Source organism: Achromobacter insolitus (assembly GCF_002209555.1).
Taxonomy (GTDB): Bacteria; Pseudomonadota; Gammaproteobacteria; order Burkholderiales; family Burkholderiaceae_B; genus Achromobacter; species Achromobacter insolitus.
Genome location: NZ_NJIF01000004.1, coordinates 245,649 through 266,670, shown reverse-complemented (window position 1 = coordinate 266,670; position 21,022 = coordinate 245,649). Strand labels below are relative to the sequence as shown.

Sequence of the window (21,022 nt, the reverse complement as noted above, 5' to 3'; positions counted from 1 at the left end):
CCCCCGGGATGACAACCGTACTGATCGAAGACTACGCTTTGCTCCGTGTCGCGATCCAGCATGTGCTGGAGCGTGTGCGGAACACCGACGACATTCTGGCTATCTCGCCAGCCCAATTGCTCACCATGTCCAGTTCGATCAACCGCCCAGTGGAACTGCTGGTGATGGGTTGCAGCGGCCTGGCTGAACAGGACGTCGGGCTGCTGTCCCAATCGATGGCGTTCTTCATGCCCCGGCTGGTATTGGTGCTGTACTCGGTGCTGGATCCAGGCGTCATGGCAGCATGCGCGCGGGCAGGTGTGGCGGGCTACATGCCCAAGGCCTCCAGCCCCGATGCGCTGGCCGCGGCCGTGAGCCTGGTCATGGCGGGCGGGGAGTGCTATCCGCAGCCCGCAGCGCGGCCGCAGGGCGCATCGCATCCGCCTACCCAGGAACTCAGGGAACTGACGCAAAGGCAGGAAGAGATCCTGCAATTGCTGGTGCAAGGCAAGACCATGCGGGAGATAGGCCAGCAAGTCGGCATATCGGTGGCCACGGTGAAGAGCCATGCCCGTACCCTGTACTGGAAACTGAATGCGCGCAACCAGGCCGAGGCGGCCTACATCGCTGTGCAGATGGGCTTGGTCAGAAGCGGAAACGGAGCGGCGCCGGGCAAGCTCGATTCCGACTCCTAGAGGGGAAGGGACAGAGGCAGGCTGGAGGCCGCCCCGATTCCGATCGCGCTCGCGCAAGCGATCCGCGGCGCGGCCGGACCGCGGATTTGGCGCAGCAGGCGGATGGCGGGCTATCGCGGTCCGGTATTCGCGTCGGATTCGGTTGGACGAGCGGCGGGTTTGCCCTTGGCCGAGATCAGCGCCTCGAACTCCTGTTCGGCTGCGGCCAGCACGCTGTCCACGTGCAGATGGGCTTGCGCATACTGGCGCGCGGCGGCGCCCAGCGTTTCGCGGATCTGGGCGTTGTAGCTGAGCTTGCGCACGGCTTCGGCCATGGCGGCGCCGTCTTCCGGCGGAGTCAGCAGGCCGCAGCGCGCGACGACGCCCGCCAATTCGGTGCCGGGCGCGGCGCCGCACACTACCGGCCGGCCGCTGGCCAGCATGCCGGTCAGTTTGGATGGCATCACCAGGTCTGCGGCGCCAGCGCGTTGGGGCAGCAGGTGGATGTCGGCGGTGTTCAAAAGTTCGCCCAGGCGTTCGGCCGGCTGCAGGTCCAGGAAGACGACACGGGGCAATCCCGCGCATTGCTCTTCGAGCGGCGCGCGCTCAGGGCCTTGCCCGCAGAACAGGAACCACAGGCGGGTTTCGCGATTGAGCCTGGCGGCGACGTCGGCCAGGGTCTGCAAGCCCTGCTTGCCGCCCATGTTGCCCGAGTACAGTGCGACGATGGCGTCATCGGGGATGCCAAGCTCCGCGCGGTAGCGGCCGCTGCCGCCTTGCGGCGCGATCGCGTCCACGTCTATCCAGTTGGGCAGCAGCACGGCGCATCCCGGCTCCACGCCTTTGGCCAGCGCCAGGTCCAGCATGCGGTTGGAAATGGTGGAGACGCGGTCGAAGCGGCGCATCAGCCAGCGTTCGGCGCGGCGTACCAAGGCGCGCAGGCCGGCACCCTTGAGCAGTCCCAGCTCAAAGGCGGCGTCGACTTCGTAGTCCTGGATGTGGAGCCAGGCGCTTGCGCCGCAAAGCCGCGCCGTCAGCCACGCGGCGGGCGCGCAGAAGAGGGCGGGCTCCACGACGAGGATGATATCCGGCCGCCCGGCGGCGGCGCGCAGCAGCGTGGGCAGGCTGGACAGGGCGAAGCTGGCCAGATGGATCAGGCGCTTGAGGCCGCCCGGCCGTTCGGGAACCCAGAGGGGCGCGCGGCGCACGGTGACACCGCGCAGGGTTTCCTTGCGATAGCGGCCGGCGCGGTAGCCCTCGTGCACCTGCCATTGCGGGTAATAGGGCGGAGCCGTCACCACACTGACGTCGTGACCGCGCGCGGCGAGCCATTCGGCCAGCTCGGCGCTGTATTTGCCTATGCCGGTGAGTTCGGGCGCGTAGTTGATGCCATAGATGAGGATCTTCATGCCGGGCCAGCCTGGCGCGGCCGGATCGGACGGCACGGGTTGCCATGGCACACCATGGCGGGGGGCATGTTGCGGAATACCGAGCTGCGCGCGCCGATCACGGCTTCGCGTCCCACGGTCACGCCGGGACCGATGAAGACATCCGTCGCCACCCAGGCGCCGTCCTCGATGCGCACTGCGCGCTCGCGCAACGGAAATTCGGGCTGCCCGGCGTCGTGGTCGGCGGCGCACAGATAGCTGCGCTGCGAAACCACCGCATGGGCGCCGATCTGGATGGGCCCCAGGCTGTAGATGACTGCCTCGTCCCCGATCCAGGCATAGTCGCCGATCTGCACTTTCCACGGATAGGTCACGGTGGCGGTGGGCCGGATCAGCACCTTGCGTCCGACCTGGGCGCCAAAGCAGCGCAGCAGCCAGCGGCGAAAGCCATACGCCACCTGCGGCGACCAGCGGAACAGCGTGGCCTGCACCGTCCACCACAGCTGCACGGTCAGGGCAGAGCGGCCGCGCTGGCCAGGCGCGAGGGCAAAGCGGTCCAGGCGCTGCAGGGCGCTCATTTCGCAGCTCCTGCCACGGCATCGTCCCGCGCCGCGGTGGCGCTGGCCTGCCGCGCCTTCTGGAGTTCCTCGGTCTTGATGCGGATCTGCCAGTAATACATGGCGCGCGCCACCGCATAGTCATAACCGGCCTTGCCATCCAGGAAGCCCAGGCGCAAGACGTAGGAATGCAGGAACGAGATGGGCGCCTTGAACGGCATGGCCTGGAACAGGCGCTTGAGCAGGGCGCGCGCGCCGACGTTCGCCTCGCGCGGATCGTTCATCAGCCCTTTCGTGCGCAGGTTTGCTTCCCAGTCGGAATAGCGGTTGTGCTTGTCGAAGTAATGGAACAAGGAGTCGTGATCGTTGTGCACCATGCGCTGGCGCAGGGCAAAGGTTTCGCCTTCCACCTGCGGCTGATAGTGCCCTTCCACTTCCCACATGTGCGCCACGTCCAGGTCGTCATAGTCCAGGAAGCGCGAACGGTCGCGGGCCAGCAGGGCCAGCTTGTAGACGCGGTGTCCATGTTCGAGTTTCTTGCCGCAAAAAACATAGTCGAAAGGCACGAAGGCGCCGCCCGCGCCGGCGGCAAAGCGCGGCAGGACCTGGCGTATCTCGTCGGCCAACGCAGGCGTCATCTCTTCGTCCGCGTCCACGTACAGCACCACGGGATGCGAGAACGGCAGCTGTTCCAGGCACCACTGCTTCTTCTTTGGATACTTGCCGTTCCATTGGAAGTTCGAGACCTTGGCGCCCAGCGCCGTCGCCATTGCGCAGGTTGCGTCGGTGCTGTTGGAGTCCACCACGAACACTTCGTCGAATTCGGCCAGCGCCTTCAGGCACTTGTTGATGTTGCGTTCTTCGTTCTTCGTCATGACGACGACCGATACCGGTATCTTCTGCATGATGCTGTCCTGTTCAGGGCGTGCCGCGCTGCATCAGCGGGCGGAAGAGGGCGATGACGTTGCGGCAGTGCCTTTCCAGGGAGAAGGCGTCGGCCCTTTCGGGGCCCTGCGCCGCGAAGCGCTGGCGCATCTCCGCGTCATAGGCCAGGCGTCGCACCGCCTCGGCCAGCGCGGCGGCGTCGCCCACGGGAACCAACAGGCCGTAGCGTCCGGAGTCCAGGATTTCGGCGGGGCCATGCGGACAGTCGGTGGAGATCACCGGGACGCCCAGGCACAGCGCTTCCACCAGCACGTTGCCGAAGCTCTCGCGCAGGGAGGTCAGCGCGAATGCGCCGGCGCCCGCAATCACCGGGAACGGATTGTCGATATGGCCCGCCAACGTGACCGAGGTGCGGGAGGCATTTTCATTGATGCGCTTTTGCAAGGCGTCGTGCTCGGATCCCTCGCCCAGGATGGTGAAGCGGATGCCGGGGTCATCCAGCAGCGCGGCGGCATCGATCAGCGTGGCGTAGTCCTTCACGGCTTCCAGGCGCCCCACCGCCACCACATGGTAGGGCGCGGGTTGCGCGGGCTCGCTCTCGCCGCGGCCGCCCTGCGCGCGGACATTGTCCAGCGGCACGCCGTTATAGATGGTGTGGACCTTGCCGCGCAGCGGCGGGAACATGCTGACCAGGTCCTCCTTGACGCCGCGCGATACGCCGACGACCGCATCGTGGCGGCGATAGGTCTGGCTGACCAGCCAGCATTTCAGGCGGCGCATGCGCGAAGCCCCGTAATGGATGGCGGGGCTGCTGTGTTCGAAGGCCACCGTGCGGAACTTGCCGCGCAGCAGCTTCTTGGCCACGATGACCAGCATGTTGCACAAGAGGCCATGCGAGCAGACGATGGCGGGCTTGTCCCGCCGGATCTGCTGAAGCAGCCGGAAGAAGGCCAGCGGCAACATCAGCCGCAGCGCCGCGGGAGATTCATTGACTGGCAGGGCTCGGGTCACCTTAGGGTTGGAGACGGGATACTCGCGGATGCGCGAGCGCAGCAGGAACAAGGCGGAATCGACCCCTTGTTCCGGTAAGGCATCCACGATGAAGGCGACACATCTTCCTACGCCGCCGTGCAGGTCCGGCGCGACAAACAAGACATCAGGCATGTGGGATCACTCTAGTTGGCGTCCGGCGCGCAACGTCCGGGCGGTGGCTGGGGGCGGATGTCGTTCTTTGTTCGGGCACGGGCATGATCTGGGCATTGCGCATCAGCGACAGGCAATAGCACAGCAGGAACCCGGTGAAGGCGGTCTTGGGCGCGTAGGCCAGGCCGCCGGAAAGCGAATCGATGAAGATGTAGATGGGGACGGTAGCCAGCAGATAGCGCCGGTGCAACTCCAGCCCGGGGTGGGCGTATCGCCTGAGCAGCGTCAGCAACAGGATGAGCAGCGGCGGCAGCATGATCATGATGGTGCCCACCACGCCGAACTTCATCAGGTAAAAGGCCCAGGAGTTATGGGCGAAGGTGCTCAGCTCGAAACCGTTTTCGCCCATGACCCAGCTGCGAAAGCCCGCGCCCTTGCCGAACACGGGGCTTTCCGCGAAGAAGTCCATCTGCCCTTGCATTTCCTGGATGCGCGCGCCGTAGCTGGAGTCTTCGTCCAGGCGCTCCACGCTGAAAATGCGGTTCGTCAGCACGTCCAGGTAGCCGATGCTCGCAAAGACCAGCACCCCGGCCACCGCTGCCGGCGCGAAGATCAGCACGGCGCGCCGGCGGATTTCGGGGCCGGCGCCCAGCAGCACGGCGATGAAGACCGAGACCGCAAGCTGCAGGTACTGGCTGCGGTTAAGCGAAAAGACCAGCGCCAGCAGCATGTAGACCGTCAGCGCGTAGGCCTTGGGCCCGGTGACATTGAGCGTGCGCCGGAAGTACAGCAGCGACACCACGCCAAGCGGGATGGCCCAGACACCCAACCGCACGTTGCGCAGCGGGTTGGACACGCTGAATCCCTGCAGCTGTTCCGCCAGCATCAGCGTGGCGACGGCAAGGCAGGCGGCCACGATGTACTTCTGCAGCACGGCATAGGCGGCCGGGCTGTCGATGTCCTTGTAGCAAAGAAACGGCGTGCACAGGAAATAGAAGACGATGCGCAGATCCCGCGCCACGTCGCCGGTTTCGATGCCAGGGTGATGCAGCGAGACCAAGACCAGGTAGATCACGGACAGGGCCTGGATACCCAGCAGCATGCCCAGCGTGCCGCGGGGCAAGGCATAGGCCGCTGGATCCGCAAGCCGCAACGCCTTGACCACCAGCATCGCGACGAACAGGAAATCGAAGGGCGACAGCTTGAAGCTGCCCACGCCCAGGACAAAGCGGTCGTCGTTCAGGGCAAGCGCCGTGAAGGCAAACAGGCCCAGCAGATGCAGGGTCGAAAGGCGGCGGTGCGTAGTCATTGCGGCTCTTCTCGGTGTGGGCTGTAGGGCTAATGCGCAGCCCAGTCGTCGCGTCCGAAGATCTTGGTGGTCAGCTTCTCGAACAGATAGGACAGGTCGCCCTGGCGCGCATGCGCGGCCACCTTGGAAGCCCGGCAGGAAAGCTCGAACAGCTTGCCCAGGCCGGGTTCCGTGCGGCGGATGCGCGTGACGATCTGCTCGCGCTCTTCCAGCAGCACGTCCTGCATCAGCGCCGTCTTGGTTTCGTCGTGGGCGGTGTAAACGCCCATGGCGTCCGGCACGATCAGGTTCTTGCCCTCGCGCAGCAGCCGGCTCCACAGCTCCAGGTCCATGCAATAGCGCATGCTTTCCTGCAAGAGCCCGTACTTTTGCAGCAGGTCCCGGCGGAAGATGGCGGACTGGTTCGGGATGGACGCCTTGACGACCGTGAGCGTGCCGCGGTTGACGGGCGTGTAATGGATCTTGCGGAAGATGTTGTTGTCCGCGTCCGCCACGAAGAGGTTGCCGCTGACGATAGGCGCGCGCCCCTTGGAGGCGGCCGCGCCCAGCTTGCGCAGAGCGCCGGGGAAGTACAGGTCATCGGAGTTCTGCCAGCCCACATAGTCGCCCGTGGCGCGTTCGAAGCCCTTATTGATCGCATGCGACTGGCCGCGGTCCGGCGTGCTCTCCCAGTACGTCAGGTAGCGTTCGTACTTGCGGATGATGTCCACGCTGCCGTCGGTGGAGCCGCCGTCGATGATGATGTATTCCAGTCGCGGATAGCCTTGGTTCAGCACGGACAGAATGGTGCGTTCCAGGAAGCGGGCCTGATTGAACGAAGGGGTCACGATGGTCACTTTCGGCAACAGGCTGCCCGCGATGGGCGCCGGCGGCCGCAACTCGCGGACAAAGTCGATGAGCTGCCGTGAATAATCGTTATGACGCTTGCGCATGTAGGACCTCAGCATGTGAATTAACGGGTGGCCGCAGGCAACGCGCCCGGAAAGTCTGGGCGGGATTGACGGATGGCGAGAGCCACGCCGGCCAGCGTGATCGCCGCGTAGGCCATGCGGCCCCATGCCGCGGCGTGTTCGCCCGCCGCGTGTACCAGTCCCGCCATGACGCACAGCATCGCCAGCCCGCCCAGGCCGTTCAGGATGGCGACGGCGCGCGAGTTTCCGAGCCCGAGCAGCGAAAAGTGCGCGGCGGCGTTCAGCGACAGCAGCCCGGAGGCCACGATGAGCAACTGGAACGTTCCCAGATGGCCGGTGGCGACGTTGTCTCCGAGCAGCAGGTTCAGAAGAGGATGGCTGACCGCCAGCACCGCCAGCGTGGCGCTGGCCGACAGCGCCAGGTTCCACAGCATCATGCGGCGGATCTCGCGTTCCACCGCGCCGGGATAGGGCGGTGAGACCGACAGGCGGGTGACGCGCGGCATGGCCTTCTGGAAGATGGCGACCGACGCGGTATGGATGATCTGTCCGACCTGCACGCCGACCGTGTAGATCGCGAGCGCCGCCGGCCCCATGAGGCTGCCGACCAGCACCCGGTCCACCGACCCGAAGGCCAGGGCGCTCAAGCTGTTGAGCCACGACCAGCGCGAGAATCTGAAGGCGTCCATCATGGCGGCGCGGTCGCGCACCGGGCGCACCACGATGCGGCCATACGTGCGGGCGAATACGCGCATCTTCACGCTACCCGCCACCAGCAGCCCCAGCGCTTGCGCCAGGCCCGTCCAGGTGGGCGATGCCGTCATCCAGGCCGCAGCGCAGGCCAGGCCCATGGTGCCGGTCCGGCTGAAGACTTCGCACAGGGCCGTGGCGCGAAAGTCTTCGCGTCCCTTCAGGCAGCCGGAGAAAAGCTGGTCATATTGCTGGGTAAGGTAGATAGCCAGCGCGGGCATGGCCAGCATCGTCACCGCCACGCCGCCAAAGGTGGCCTCGGGCCATCCCAGGCCCACGACTCCCCACAGCAGCACCGCGGCCAAAGTCACGACCGCCAGCGCGCAGCCGATCAGGGACATGCTCACGCCCGCTGCGCGATAGGCCCCGCCCGGCTCGTGCATGCGTTCGGACACCAGTTTGGTGGCCGTCACGGCCGCGCCAAGATTGGCGGCATTGCCGAACCCGGCCAACGCGATGATCATGGAATACTGGCCGAAGCCCACGGTCCCCAGCTGCCGGAACAGGATCGGCAGGGCCACCAGCGCCGCGACCGGGCCGATGCCATACTCCACCAGCCCCCAGAAGGAGGCATTGCCGGCGATGTGTTTCCTGAGGAATCCGAGCATGGGTGAGGCCTGTCGACATGAAGGTTCTGGCGAGGCCGTCAGGCCACGGGCAGCGCATGTTGCGTGCGTTCACGCAGGAAGTGGCCGTAAGCCAGCGTGATGCCATGCGTCAGTGATGTCTCCGGTTTCCAGCCCAGCGCTTGCACGCGCGCCGAGTCCATCAGCTTGCGCGGCGTGCCGTCGGGCTTGCTCGTGTCGTAGACAATGCTGCCTTCGTAGCCGACCACGCGGGCCACGAGTTTGGCCAGCTCGGCGATCGAGATGTCCTGCCCGGCGCCGATGTTGTAGATGCCTTCGGCTTGCGGGTGTTCCATCAGCATGACGCAGGCTTGGGCCAGGTCGTCCACGTACAGGAATTCCCGCAGCGGCGTTCCGGTGCCCCAGATCGTCACGCTTTCCTGTTCGGCTTCCCGGCCTTCGTGGAATTTTCGGATCAGCGCGGGCAGCACATGGCTGCTGTGCAGGTCGTAGTTGTCGTGCTGGCCATAGAGATTGGTCGGCATGGCGCAGATGAAGCGCGCGCCGAACTCTCGCTGATAGGCCTCGCACAGCTTCAAGCCCGCGATCTTGGCGATGGCATAGGGCTCGTTGGTGGCTTCCAGCGGCCCCGTCAGCAAGGCGTCCTCGCGGATCGGCTGGGGGGCTTCGCGCGGGTAAATGCATGACGAACCCAGAAACAGCAGTTTGCGCACCCCGGCCGCATACGCGGCGCGGATCACGTTGCACTGGATCATCAGGTTCTTGTACAGGAACTCCACCGGATGCGTCTGGTTGGCCAGGATGCCGCCAACCTTGGCCGCGGCCAGGTACACCACGTCGACCGGCGTGGTCGAGAAGAAGCGGTTGACCTGGTTCTGGTTCTCCAGGTCCAGCTCTTCCCGGCCTCGGGTCAGCACGTTACGGTAGCCGCGGCGCTGCAATTCGCGCGTGATCGCGGCGCCCACCATGCCGCGATGGCCGGCGACAAAGACGCGTTGCTCCAGGTTCGTCATGTCGTGCTACTCCTTGTAGGCGTAGATTTCGTAGCCGTTCTGTTCGACCAGGGCATCGCGCCGCGCATCTCGCAGATCGCTTTCCACCATTTCCTTGACCAGCTGCGCGAAGGAAGTGCGGGGCGACCATCCCAGTTTTTCGCGGGCTTTGGTCGGATCGCCCAGCAGGGTCTCCACTTCCGTGGGACGGAAGTAGCGCGGGTCCACCCGGACGATGACCTGGCCCGGCTTGATGTCGTGCACCGGGGAGAACAGCACGGTGGCGGTCTCTTCCAGGCCTTCGCCTTCCCAGGCCAGCAGGATGCCCAGCTCGCGGGCGGCGGTATTGATGAATTCGCGCACGCTGTACTGCATGCCGGTCGCGATGACATAGTCCTCCGGCGTATCCTGCTGCAGCATCAGCCACTGCATTTCGACGTAATCGCGGGCGTGGCCCCAGTCCCGCAGGGCGGACAGGTTGCCCAGGTACAGGCACTCCTGCAGGCCGAGTACGATGCGTGCCAGGCCGCGGGTGATCTTGCGCGTCACGAAGGTCTCGCCGCGCTTGGGCGATTCGTGGTTGAACAGGATGCCGTTGCAGGCGTACATGCCGTAGGCTTCGCGGTAGTTCACGCTGATCCAGTAGGCGTACAGCTTGGCTGCCGCATACGGGCTGCGCGGATAGAACGGTGTCGTTTCCTTTTGAGGCGTTTCCTGCACCAGGCCATACAGCTCCGAGGTGGAGGCTTGGTAGAAACGGGCCTTGTTTTCCAGCTTCAGGATGCGGATGGCTTCCAGCAGGCGCAAGGTTCCCAGGCCGTCAGCGTTGGCCGTGTATTCGGGCTCTTCGAACGAGACGCCGACATGGCTTTGTGCGGCCAGGTTGTAGATCTCGTCGGGCTGCACCGACTGCACGATGCGGATCAGGCTGCAAGAGTCGGTCATATCGCCGTGATGCAGCACGAAATTGCGGGGCTGGTCGTGCGGATCCTGGTAAAGATGGTCGATCCGCGCGGTATTGAACAGCGAAGCACGCCGCTTGATGCCGTGGACCTCATAGCCCTTGGCCAGCAGAAACTCCGCCAGATAGGCCCCGTCTTGGCCGGTAACGCCGGTAATCAGTGCCCGTTTTGGCATGGTTGTATCCTTAAGACTTAGTGACTGCACGAAAGGAGCCGAAGGCTGCGGTACCAATGTGCAATGAGATTACTGTTGCACCAGCCGCGGAGATATCGGCCAAAAGGTCTAATAAATCAGCCTGTCGATACGGAACAAAGGACTGGATTGCTTCATCCAGTGCACCCAGGGCAGCGACCCCCAGAAGGGCCGTCAGCGCCGGGCGCCGGTTGACCGAGAAATAGATCAACGTAGTCAGGAAGGCGTAAGCCGCAAGATGCAGGCGCTTGTCCCCAAACGCATCCGACATCTCGGCGGCCAGGCCCGGCAAATTGCCCACCGTCACCAGCACGACAAAAAACAGCGCCGCCACCGGCAAACAGATCCGCGCCATTCCCGGTCGCCAGAACCCCCTTTCGCCGCCGGGCCGCCCCAAGGCGAAAGGCACCCCCTCGGGGGGCAGCGAGCGCGCGTGGCGCGGGGGCTCTTCCCCCACGCCGCCGGGCCGCCCCAAGGCGAAAGGCGCCCCCTCGGGGGGCAGCGAGCGCGCGGAGCGTGAGGGTTCTTCATCCTTAGACGCGGCCATACATATCCTGGAATCTGACGATGTCGTCTTCGCCCAGGTAGGCCCCCGATTGCACCTCGATGATCTCCAGCGGGATCTTTCCGGGATTCTCCAGGCTGTGGATTTCGCCCAGCGGAATGTAGGTCGACTGGTTTTCGGTCAACAGATATTGCTTGTCGCCGTTGTAGATCCGGGCCGTGCCCGAAACCACGATCCAGTGCTCCGCGCGATGATGGTGCATCTGCGAGGACAGGCGCGCGCCGGGCTTCACCGTGATGCGCTTGACCTGGTAGCGCGGCCCCTGGCCCACCGAATCGTAGGAACCCCAGGGCCGCTGCACCTCGCGGTGATGGTTCAGTTCGGAGCGGTGCTGCGTCTTGAAAATCTCGACCAGCCGCTTGACGTCCTGTGAGCGCGACTTGTGCGCCACCAGCACGGCGTCGGCGGTTTCGATCACGACGATGTCGTCCAGGCCCACCGATGCAACCAGCCGGCTGGTGGAGTGGATCAGGCAGTTGCGTGAATCCTCCACCATGACGTCGCCCGTCGTGGAATTGCCTTCCACCGTCTTCTGGGCGATGCCCCAGACCGCGTCCCAGGCGCCGACGTCGCTCCAGGAGGCCGCCAGCGGGATGACCACCGCGCTGTCGGTCCGTTCCATGATGGCGTAGTCCATGGAGTCGCTGGGGCAGGCCTCGAAGGAAGGCCCGTCCAGGTGGAAGAGCGAATTTTCCCCGTGCCCGATGGCCACCGCCGCCTGTACCTGTTCCAGCATTTTGGGCGCCAGGCGCGCCATTTCCGACAGGAACACCGAGGCCTGGAAGGCGAACATGCCGCTGTTCCAGTAATAGCCCCCATCTTCGATGAAGCGTTGCGCGACTTCGGGAGATGGCTTTTCGACGAAACGGCGCACGCGGCGCGCCGGCGCCATGACCCCGGGCTCGTCCGCCTGGATGTAGCCATAGCCGCTGAGCGGCGCGGTGGGGGTTATCCCGAAGGTCACCAGCGCGCCCTGCAGGGCGGCCCGGTAGGCTTCGGCGAAAGCCGCGCGCAGCACCTCGCCGTCTTCCAGCACGTGGTCTGACGGCATGATGAGCATGACGGGGTCCTCCCCGTCGCGCATGGCGCGCAGGGTGGCCGCGGCGATCGCCGGCGCGGTGTTGCGCGCGTACGGCTCCAGGATCACCTCTACGTCCTTGATGCCCAGCTCCAGCGCCTGCTCCGCGGCGATGTAGCGGTGGGCGTCGTTGCATACCAGGGTGGGCCTGGCCTCGGCGCCGGCCGAACCCAAGCGCAGCAAGGTGTTTTGCAACAGGCTGCGGTCATCGGTCAAACGGATGAACTGCTTGGGCAGCAGTTCCCGCGACAACGGCCACAGGCGCGAGCCTGATCCACCGCAAAGTATGACTGCCCGGTACGGGGGAGGGGGGTTGGTCATGGCGCTCACTCCTTGAAGTAGGCCTGGGTGTAGGGGTGCACGCCGGGATCGGCGGCGATGGCCTCCGCGGGCAACCAGCGGTAACTGCGGTGCTGGGCCTGGGGCAGGCTGGAAATGTCCAAAGAAAGCTCCGCCTCATAGGCGAGGACGACGTAGTGGGTGGAGCGTCCGGCTTCACCCGCGAAATTGGTGCCATAGAAGTGTTCGTAGACGCCGCGAGGAGTCCAGGACAGTTCCGTCTCCGGCACGCCGAGTTCGTCGCGGGCGATGCGGCGCAGCGCGTCGCGCAGCGTTTCGTTCTTGCGGATGCGCCCGCCCGGCACGAACCAGGCGCCCTGGGCGGGCGGATTGGCCCGCAAGCCGGTCAGGTAGCGGCCGGCGGCGTCGCGCAGGAGCAGGTCGATGGACACCAGGGGCAACATCTCCACCGCCTGGCGGAACTCCGCCTGGGCAAGCAGCCCGCCGCGCGTGGCGGCCTTCTGGCGCTCGGGCCATCCCAAAGGTTTAGTAGACATTGCGGCCCGTCCATCCCGAGATCGCCGTGCGGGCGATGATCTGCAGGTCCATCCTGAACGTCCAGTGCTGGATGTAATAGATGTCGTGCTCGACCCGGTCGCTCATCTTGCGCAGCGTGTCCGTTTGCCCGCGCAGGCCATTGACCTGCGCCCATCCCGTGATGCCGGGCTTGACGCGGTGGCGCATCATGTAGCGCTGCACCAGGTCCTTGTACATTTCGTTGTGCTCCAGCGCATGGGGACGGGGTCCCACCACCGACATGTCGCCCAGCAACACATTCAGGAACTGCGGCAGTTCGTCCAGGCTGGTGCGCCTGAGAAAGCCGCCGATGCGCGTGACGCGAGCGTCGTTGCGGGTCGCCTGGGTGACCACGCCTTGTTCCTGGTGCACGGTCATGGTGCGGAACTTATAGACGTGGAATACCTTGCCATCGACGCCCAGCCGCGGCTGGGTGAAGAACACGGGCCCGCGCGAGGTCGCCTTCACCAAGAGAGCCACCGTCAGCATCACCGGCGACAGCCCTATCAGCGCGCAGAGGGCAAAGCTGCGGTCGAAGATTTCCTTGGCCAGGCCGCGCACGCCCGCCGCAGGCAGGCTATTGAGCTGGATGGCCGGCAGGCCCAGGAATTCGCCGATGCGGTGCCCCAGCAGCTGGATGGACATCACATCGGGAATCCAGCGGATATCCACCAGGTCGTTGCGCAGGTGATAGAGGACTTCGCGCAGTTCCTGGCCGGCTTCCATCGGCAGCACGATCCAGATCTCCCGGACGTTGTGCTCATGCACGAAGCCATGCAACCCGTCCAGGTCATGCAGGCGGCGCACTTGCGGCGGCAGGTTCTCATGCGGTTCGGCATAGATCCCTGCCACTTCGTAGCCTGCGCCGCGGTATTGCTCCACCCGGCGCCACAGGTCGTGGCCCAGCGCGCCGAAGCCCACCAGCAGCACGCGCTTGCGGTCCAGCCCCCGGTCGCGCGCCGCGCCCAGTACCGCGTAGACCGCAATGCGTAAGCCTGCCAGTGTCAGCGCCGACATGACGAACCATGTAGCCGCCCACATGCGGGATATCGCGGCGGTCTGGTGCATGAGAAAACTGATGCAGATGCCCAGCGCGAAAACCACCGCCCAGGCCGCCAGGCTGCGCACGACCAGGTCGGTGAGCAGCCGGCCGCGCCACGATACATATAGCCGGAAGGCCGGGAAGATGGCGACGACGCCCAGCCCGCACAGGTAGATAAGGAACAGATGGATCTGCGGAGGATCCGCCAAGGCATCGTCCGAGAACTTCAAGCCGGTGGCAGTCAGGCCGCAGGCAATGACGATCGCGGCATCGAGCAAGCGGTAGAGATAGCTTGCTCCGCTGAATCTAGACGACGTGTCCGTTTGGGACGGGTCCATCGCGCACTCCTGTTCGTGGGGAGCCGCCGTGCGGAAGGCAAAAACGGTGCGCTGCCGCAAAGCTTGTGGCTACCGACAAAATCTTATTGAGTGCGCAACGCACCCGAAACCTCCAAACGATGTAGGAGAAGGCTTAGGACATCCGTCGAATGTGCGGGGCTAGGAAAAGAGAGTGGAATGTCGCAACCCGTTACGCATCGGGCTCACTCCAAGCAACGAAGTCATTCACAAGTGGATTTGCCATGACGACATTTTTCGGAACGTTGAGCCGAGCCATAGCCGCTATCGCGCTCGTGTCCTCGCTGGGCGCTTGCGCCTTGTCTCCCGGTATGACCTTTGACGCCAATCAGCTCGCGGATCCTCTGGACCCGAATTCAAAGGCCGTGATCAAGGAAATTACGCCGTCGCTGGTGCTTGAGGATCAGCGCGCGCGCCAGGCATTGCTCGACAACGAAGGTGTCGACAAGCTTTACGGAAAGTCCGGGCCCTACCTCATCGGACCGGGAGACATACTCTCGATCGTCGTGTGGGACCACCCTGAACTCGTCCTTCCGACGCAAACCTACGCCATCGGGACTGGGGTGACCGAACTAGCCATTGGGGATACCGCCTCGGGCATTCCGGGCTATACGGTCTCATCCACTGGATATATCCAATTTCCCTATGCGGGATTGCTGAAAGTGGCCGGCTTGACGGAACTTCAGGCGCGCAATCTCATAGTGAATAGTTCAAGCAAGTACATCCAGGATCCGCAGATCACCGTACGCGTTCTGGGATATCGCAGCAAGCGCGTTTACGTGGACGGCGAGGTCAAGACGCCGGGTGCGATTGCGATCAACGATATTCCGATGACCCTGTTGGAAGCCATCAACAGGGCCGGAGGCATTTTGCCGACGGGAGATCGCAGCGCAGTGTACGTGATCCGCGACGGCCGTCGTACTCGCGTGAACGTGCCGGCCCTGATCGAGCGTGGACAGGACCTGAATCAAGTGCTGCTGAAGTCGGGCGACATCGTAAGAGTGACGCCGCGCGACGACAGCAAGGTGTTCGTGATGGGCGAGGTGACCTTGCCTACCGCTGCAGTGATGCGTGACGGACGCATGTCGTTGACCGAGGCGTTGGGCTTGGCCGGAGGACCGAACCAGCTGACCTCGAATCCGTCGCAGATATTCGTTGTACGCAGCACGGAGCAAGCGACGCCGCTGGTGTTCCACCTGAACGCCGGCTCGCCGCAGAACCTTGCGGTGGCGGAGAAGTTCGAGTTGCAACCCAAAGATGTTGTGTTTGTGGACTCGGCCGGCCTGGTGCGGTGGAACCGCTTCATCAGCAACCTGTTCCCGAGCGCGCAAACGGTACAGACCGTGAAAGCCATAGATTAGTCCGCCTTAAACCACGCCTGGGGACGCCGCGACCGCGGCGGCGTCTTCTCTGGAGAGCTGCATGTCGTTGCCCATCGAATCGTTCGAGCCGTCCGTGCCGGCTCGTCAGCAGGAAACTCCGTTGACGTCCCACGTGGACGCCATCTTCTCCAACCGGTGGATGATCATTGCGATCACTCTGCTCGCATTATTGGGAGCGCTGACCTATGTGATGGTCACGCCCAAGGTCTACTCGGCTGACATCATCGTGCAGGTGGAAGAGGAAATGCCCCAGGGGCAAAGCCGCAGCCTGCTTGGCGACGTCTCTTCCATGTTCGATACCAAGGCCGAGACGTCGGGCGAAATGGAAGTGTTGCGCTCGCGCATGGTCGTAGGCCCCGCTGTCGACAAGTTCCTGCTGTACATCCAGGCCAAGCCGCGCTACTTCCCTGTGATCGGCGAATGGCTGGCGCAGCGCTACGAGAGCCTGCCGTATCCGTCGAGCTTCCCGCGCGGCGGCTATGCCTGGGGCGGCGAGGCCATTGCGATTTCGCAGCTGGACGTGCCCAACGAGTGGCTGGGCAAGCCCTTTCGCGTCACCACGCTGGGAGAAGGCCGCTACACCTTGAGCGACAAATTCACCGGCGCCACGTTCAATGGCACCGTGGGCAAGCCCGAGCACTTCCGGCTGCCCGGCGGCGGCGCCATGGACGTGCACATCGATGCCTTGACCGGGCGTCCGGGCACCGAGTTCACCGTATCGCGCAGCTCGCGCCTTGCCGCCATCGAGGACGTGCAGTCGCGGCTGGGAATTTTCGAGCGCGGCCGGACCTCGGGCGTGATCGGCGTCACGCTGGAAGGCAATGATCCCGCGCTGACCACGGCGGTGCTGAACCAGATCGGCCAGGAGTACGTGCAGCAGAACGTGAACCGCAAGTCGGCGCAGGCCGAGAAGTCCCTGGTGTTCCTTGAACAGCAGCTGCCGGTGCTCAAGGGCGAACTGGACGCGGCCGAGACCAAGTACAACTCCTTGCGCAACAAGCGGGGAACCATCGACCTGAGCGAAGAGGCCAAGCTCATCCTCGCGCAATCGGTGGACGCCCAGACGAAGGTGATGGAACTGCGCTCCAAGCGTCAGGAGATGATCACGCGCTTTGCGCCGACCCACCCGGCCATCGTGTCGCTGGATCGCCAGATCGCGGGCCTGACCGGGGACGTGAACCGCATCGGCAACAACATCCGGCAGCTTCCCGACCTGGAGCAGGACGTGGTGCGCCTGGTGCGCGACGTGCGCGTCAACACCGAGCTCTACACTGCGCTGCTCAACAACGCCCAGCAACTGCGCCTGATCCGTGCGGGCAAGGTGGGCAACGTGCGCATCCTGGACTCGGCGGTGCAGCCCGACAAGCCGGTACGCCCGAAGGCCGCCATCATCATCGGCGTGGCGACCGCCTTCGGCCTCATCTTCGGCATGCTCTGCGCCTTTGTCCGCAACGCCTTGTTCGGCGGCTTGTCCGAACCCGACGACGTCGAGCGCCATACCGGCTTGCCGGTGCTGGCCGCCATCCCGTACAGCGACATGCAGGACAAGCTGTGGCGGCGCAGCCGGCGCAAGAACGCGATGGTGCCCGCGCTGCTTGCGCAGAGCCAGGGCAACGCGCCACCCATAGAAAGCCTGAGATCGTTCCGCAACGTGCTGCAGGCGTCGCTGCGCCAGTCCGCCAACAACATGGTCATGTTCACCGGCCCGGTGGCGGGCGTGGGAAAGTCGTTCCTGTCGGCCAACTTCGCCTTCATCCAGGGCGGCGTGGGCAAGCGGGTGCTGCTGATCGACGCTGACTTCCGCAAGGGCCAGCTCAACCGCTACTTCGGCGTGCCCAAGGAGGACGGCCTGTTCGAAGTCCTGTCGGGCACGATACCGTTGACCCAGGTCCGCAAGCACAGCGTGTCCGAGGGCGTGGACTTCATCGCCACGGGCGCGGTCACCTTCGACCCTTCCGAACTGCTGGCCTCGCCCGTTTTTGGCGCAACCCTGCGCGAGCTCGCATCGCAGTACGACATGGTCATCCTGGACACGGCGCCCGTGCTGTCGTCTCCGGACGCGGCCGTGGTCGGCACGCATGCCGCCGCGGTAATGGTGGTGGTGCGCTCGGGCATGAACACGGTGGGGGAAATCCGTGAAACGGCCAAGCGCCTGATCCAGGCCGGCGCGCCCGTGGATGGCGTGCTCTTCAACGGTCTCAAACTCCTGCCGGAACGCTTCGGCTTCCGGTCCAAGTACGGCAGTTATCGCTACTCCCGTGCGGCGTATTACGGCGATTTCAAACAGAACGGCCCTAAATAAACGCCACCCGGAGAAACTGGCATGCACGGAACTTTTGGCTGGGATACGCCGCAAATTCTGGATGCGGTTTTCAAGGCTTATGACATACGCGGCACAGTGCCGGACGAGATCGACGCGCGGTTTGCGCACAGCCTGGGGATGGCGGCGGGGACCCAGGCGCGGGAGCAAGGGGCCCGGTCGATCGTGGTGGGGAGGGATGGCAGGCTGAGCAGCGTCGAGCTGGCGGCCGCCTTGCAGGCAGGCCTGCGCTCGGCGGGCATGCATGTCATCGACATCGGCATGGCCACCACGCCGATGGTGTACTTCGCGACCCGGCTGATGGACACGGGCGCGGGCATCGCGGTCACGGGCAGCCACAATCCGCCCGCGCACAACGGCTTCAAGATCGTGCTGGACGGCGCGTCCTTGTATGGCGAAGGCATCACCGCGCTGCGCGACGCAATGCGCCTGCCGATCGAGTCGGCCAGCGCCGCGGGCGGGCGCACGCAGATGCAGATCATGCCGTGCTATACGGCGCGCCTGATGGGCGACATCCGCATGGCGCGGCCGATGAAGATCGCCATCGATTGCGGCAATGGCGTCGCCGGCGCCGCGGCGCCGGCGTTGTTCCGCGCCCTCGGCTGCGAAGTGGTCGAGCTGTTCTGCGAGGTCGACGGTTCGTTCCCCGGCCACCATCCGGATCCGGCCGACCCGCAGAACCTGCAGGATCTCATCTACTGCCTGCGCTACTCGGATTGCGAAGTCGGCCTGGCGTTCGACGGCGACGGCGACCGGCTGGGCGTGGTGACCAAGACGGGCCAGATCATCTGGCCGGATCGCCAGCTGATCCTGTTCGCGCGCGACGTGCTGTCGCGCAACCCGGGCGCCGAAATCATCTACGACGTCAAATGCAGCCGCCACGTGGCCCGCGCGATCACCGAGGCCGGCGGCAAGGCGACGATGTGGAAGACCGGCCATTCGCTGATCAAAGCCAAGATGCGGGAGACCGGCGCGCTGCTGGCCGGCGAGATGAGCGGCCACATCTTTTTCAAAGAGCGCTGGTATGGCTTTGACGACGGCATCTACGCGGCGGCGCGGCTGCTGGAGATCCTGTCTGGGGCGCCAGATCCGTCGGCATTGCTGGAAAGCCTGCCGCAGTCCTGCGCCACTCCCGAAATCAAGCTGGAAACCGCTGAAGGCGAGCAGTTCGATCTGGTGGCGGCGCTGCGCGCGCAAGGGCAGTTCCCCGGCGCGCAGTCCATCAACGACCTGGACGGCATCCGCGTGGACTACGCCGACGGCTTCGGCCTGGCGCGTCCGTCCAACACCACGCCGACGGTGGTATTGCGTTTTGAAGGGGACACCGTGGCCGCATTGGCCCGTATCGAGGAGGACTTCCGCAACGCGTTCCGGCGCATTGCCCCTCATGTTCGTTTACCGTTTTAAGGAGCATCACGCGATGGGAAAGGCCAAATATGCGGTTGAGGCGCTAAGGGCGAATTCGGGCCTGGCGGACAGCCCGGAGTGGCAGGCGTTCGCGCAGGCCGCGCGCGCCGCGGAGCTGGATGGCGCCGCGCTTAAGGTCATCGAGGCAGCGGGTCTGTGCGTGGACCTGAGCATGCAGCGGCAGTCGCCGGCGCTGGAAGCCGCGGCCATGTCGCTGCTGCAGGCGCGCGGCGTGGCGGATGCGCGCCAGGCGCTGTTCGCGGGAGAGCCGGTCAACTGGACCGAAGGCAAGCCGGCCTGGCATACGGCGCTGCGCGCCGGGCGCACGCGGGAGCAGCCCGATGGGCAGGACGCGGACTCCGTCTGCGAGCATTCGCGCATGACGGACTTCGTGCGCCGGGTCGACCAGACGGCCGATTTCAATACGGTGCTGCATATCGGCATCGGCGGCAGCGATTGGGGGCCGCGCCTGGCGGTCCAGGCTTTCGGAGGCGCGTCGCAACGCCGGCAGATCCGCTTCGTGTCCAATATCGACGGCCATGCCTTCCATGACGCAGTGGCCGGGCTGGATCCGCGCCGCTGCCTGGTGGTGGTGTCCTCCAAGTCCTTCACTACCGCCGAGACGCTGCACAATGCGCGGGCCGCCATCGCGTGGCTCAAGCAGGGCGGCGTGGCCGACGTTTCGGAGCATTTGGCGGCGGTCACCGCCAATGTGTCGGCGGCGCGCGCGCTGGGCGTGCCTTCCAGCCAGATATTCAAGATGTGCGACTGGGTGGGCGGCCGCTACTCCGTCTGGTCGGTGGCGGGCCTGTCGATCGCGCTGACGGTTGGCGCCGACGTGCTGATCGGCATGCGGGCGGGCGCCGAAGCGATGGACCAGCACTTCCAGCAGGCGCCGTTCGCGTCGAACGCGCCCATCCAGCTGGCGCTGGCGGGCCTGGTCAACTGCAGCGTGCTCGGGCATAACTCGCTGAATATCGCGGCGTACAGCGCGCGCCTGCTGCATCTGGTCACCTACCTGCAGCAGCTGGAAATGGAATCGCTGGGCAAGCGCGTGGCGGGCGACGGCGCGGCGGTTGGCGTGCCCACGGCTCCCATCATCTGGGGCATGCCAGGCACCGATGGCCAGCACACCTTCTTCCAGTGGCTGCATCAAAGCGAGGACGGCGCGCCGGTGGACTTCATTGCCAGCCTGCAGGGCCATGCGGACAGTCCGGACGCGCACCGCATGCTGCTGGCCAACTGCCTCGCGCAGCGCCAGGCGCTGCTGCGCGGCAAATGCCTGGAGCAGGCCTTGATGGACGTGGCGCACATCGATGACCAGGAGCGCGCGCTGAGCCTGGCGCAGCACATGGTGCATCCGGGCGGACGGCCCTCCACCCTGATTGTGTTGCGCCAGCTGGATCCGCGGGGGCTGGGCGCGCTCTTGGCGCTGTACGAGCACAAGGTGTTCGTGCAGAGCGTGGTCTGGGGCATCAATCCCTTTGACCAATGGGGCGTGGAGCTGGGCAAGCGCCTGGCCACCGGCATCGAGCGCGAGTTGGCGGTGCCCGTGTCCGCGGGCGTGGTGGATTGGGGGCATGACGCGTCCACCTCGTATTGGATCAACCGCTACCGCAGCCACGCGCAGGCGCCGCGTCCGCGCCACGCCTGGGTGCCCGGTGTGGCCGCGCATCTGTGAAGGAGG

18 protein-coding genes are annotated in these 21,022 nt (G+C 65.2%); 5 read left to right on the top strand and 13 right to left on the bottom strand.

The window, feature by feature from the left end:
- Nucleotides 1–8: 8 nt before the first annotated feature.
- Complete coding sequence (locus tag CEY08_RS16280) at nucleotides 9–674, top strand: response regulator transcription factor (RefSeq protein ID WP_042794439.1); 666 nt, start codon at nucleotides 9–11, stop codon at nucleotides 672–674.
- Nucleotides 675–784: 110 nt separating this feature from the next.
- Here the strand turns inward: CEY08_RS16280 and CEY08_RS16275 are convergent, their stop codons facing one another.
- The 13 genes from CEY08_RS16275 to CEY08_RS16215 form a co-directional block, all read right to left on the bottom strand.
- On the bottom strand, nucleotides 785–2,062 hold the full coding sequence (locus CEY08_RS16275) for a glycosyltransferase WbuB (RefSeq protein WP_042797218.1): 1,278 nt from the start codon (nucleotides 2,060–2,062) through the stop codon (nucleotides 785–787).
- Nucleotides 2,059–2,619, bottom strand: a complete 561-nt coding sequence (locus CEY08_RS16270; protein ID WP_042794438.1) for a putative colanic acid biosynthesis acetyltransferase — start codon at nucleotides 2,617–2,619, stop codon at nucleotides 2,059–2,061. The genes CEY08_RS16275 and CEY08_RS16270 overlap by 4 nt, the downstream gene beginning before the upstream one ends.
- Nucleotides 2,616–3,503: a glycosyltransferase family 2 protein gene (locus tag CEY08_RS16265; RefSeq protein WP_042794437.1), complete on the bottom strand. Its 888-nt coding sequence runs from the start codon at nucleotides 3,501–3,503 to the stop codon at nucleotides 2,616–2,618. Before CEY08_RS16265 ends, CEY08_RS16270 begins: the two co-directional genes overlap by 4 nt.
- Before the next feature lie 13 nt (nucleotides 3,504–3,516).
- Nucleotides 3,517–4,647: a glycosyltransferase gene (locus CEY08_RS16260; protein WP_042794436.1), complete on the bottom strand. Its 1,131-nt coding sequence runs from the start codon at nucleotides 4,645–4,647 to the stop codon at nucleotides 3,517–3,519.
- Nucleotides 4,640–5,935, bottom strand: coding sequence for an O-antigen ligase family protein (locus tag CEY08_RS16255; RefSeq protein WP_063961671.1), 1,296 nt, complete (start codon nucleotides 5,933–5,935; stop codon nucleotides 4,640–4,642). The genes CEY08_RS16260 and CEY08_RS16255 overlap by 8 nt, the downstream gene beginning before the upstream one ends.
- Before the next feature lie 29 nt (nucleotides 5,936–5,964).
- Complete coding sequence (locus CEY08_RS16250) at nucleotides 5,965–6,867, bottom strand: glycosyltransferase family 2 protein (RefSeq protein ID WP_042794434.1); 903 nt, start codon at nucleotides 6,865–6,867, stop codon at nucleotides 5,965–5,967.
- Between the two features lie 20 nt (nucleotides 6,868–6,887).
- A complete protein-coding gene (locus CEY08_RS16245; RefSeq protein ID WP_063961672.1) occupies nucleotides 6,888–8,204 on the bottom strand; it encodes a lipopolysaccharide biosynthesis protein in 1,317 nt (438 codons plus the stop codon).
- Between the two features lie 38 nt (nucleotides 8,205–8,242).
- The gene (locus CEY08_RS16240) at nucleotides 8,243–9,196 is read right to left on the bottom strand and encodes a GDP-L-fucose synthase family protein (RefSeq protein ID WP_042794433.1); all 954 of its coding nucleotides are present in this window, start codon (nucleotides 9,194–9,196) and stop codon (nucleotides 8,243–8,245) included.
- 6 nt (nucleotides 9,197–9,202) lie between these two features.
- Nucleotides 9,203–10,312 (bottom strand): GDP-mannose 4,6-dehydratase, encoded by a 1,110-nt coding sequence (gene gmd / locus CEY08_RS16235; protein ID WP_013395110.1) that lies wholly within the window; start codon nucleotides 10,310–10,312, stop codon nucleotides 9,203–9,205.
- 10 nt (nucleotides 10,313–10,322) lie between these two features.
- Nucleotides 10,323–10,685, bottom strand: a complete 363-nt coding sequence (locus CEY08_RS16230; RefSeq protein ID WP_076814665.1) for a VanZ family protein — start codon at nucleotides 10,683–10,685, stop codon at nucleotides 10,323–10,325.
- Nucleotides 10,686–10,863: 178 nt separating this feature from the next.
- Nucleotides 10,864–12,294: a mannose-1-phosphate guanylyltransferase/mannose-6-phosphate isomerase gene (locus CEY08_RS16225; protein ID WP_042794431.1), complete on the bottom strand. Its 1,431-nt coding sequence runs from the start codon at nucleotides 12,292–12,294 to the stop codon at nucleotides 10,864–10,866.
- A gap of 5 nt (nucleotides 12,295–12,299) precedes the next feature.
- Nucleotides 12,300–12,752 (bottom strand): GDP-mannose mannosyl hydrolase, encoded by a 453-nt coding sequence (locus tag CEY08_RS16220; RefSeq protein WP_157123420.1) that lies wholly within the window; start codon nucleotides 12,750–12,752, stop codon nucleotides 12,300–12,302.
- Between the two features lie 46 nt (nucleotides 12,753–12,798).
- Entirely contained in the window at nucleotides 12,799–14,208 is a 1,410-nt protein-coding gene (locus CEY08_RS16215; RefSeq protein WP_063641146.1) for an undecaprenyl-phosphate glucose phosphotransferase, read from the bottom strand.
- Between the two features lie 242 nt (nucleotides 14,209–14,450).
- Here CEY08_RS16215 and CEY08_RS16210 point away from each other — a divergent pair, with 242 nt between their 5' ends.
- The 4 genes from CEY08_RS16210 to pgi all read left to right on the top strand — a co-directional run bounded on the left by CEY08_RS16210 (nucleotide 14,451) and on the right by pgi (nucleotide 21,016).
- The gene (locus CEY08_RS16210; RefSeq protein ID WP_042794429.1) at nucleotides 14,451–15,587 is read left to right on the top strand and encodes a polysaccharide biosynthesis/export family protein; all 1,137 of its coding nucleotides are present in this window, start codon (nucleotides 14,451–14,453) and stop codon (nucleotides 15,585–15,587) included.
- A gap of 61 nt (nucleotides 15,588–15,648) precedes the next feature.
- Nucleotides 15,649–17,910, top strand: coding sequence for a GNVR domain-containing protein (locus CEY08_RS16205; RefSeq protein ID WP_063961673.1), 2,262 nt, complete (start codon nucleotides 15,649–15,651; stop codon nucleotides 17,908–17,910).
- Nucleotides 17,911–17,931: 21 nt separating this feature from the next.
- Nucleotides 17,932–19,335 (top strand): phosphomannomutase/phosphoglucomutase, encoded by a 1,404-nt coding sequence (locus tag CEY08_RS16200; RefSeq protein WP_042794428.1) that lies wholly within the window; start codon nucleotides 17,932–17,934, stop codon nucleotides 19,333–19,335.
- Nucleotides 19,336–19,348: 13 nt separating this feature from the next.
- The gene (gene pgi, locus CEY08_RS16195; RefSeq protein WP_076814663.1) at nucleotides 19,349–21,016 is read left to right on the top strand and encodes a glucose-6-phosphate isomerase; all 1,668 of its coding nucleotides are present in this window, start codon (nucleotides 19,349–19,351) and stop codon (nucleotides 21,014–21,016) included.
- The last annotated feature ends 6 nt before the right edge of the window (nucleotides 21,017–21,022 follow it).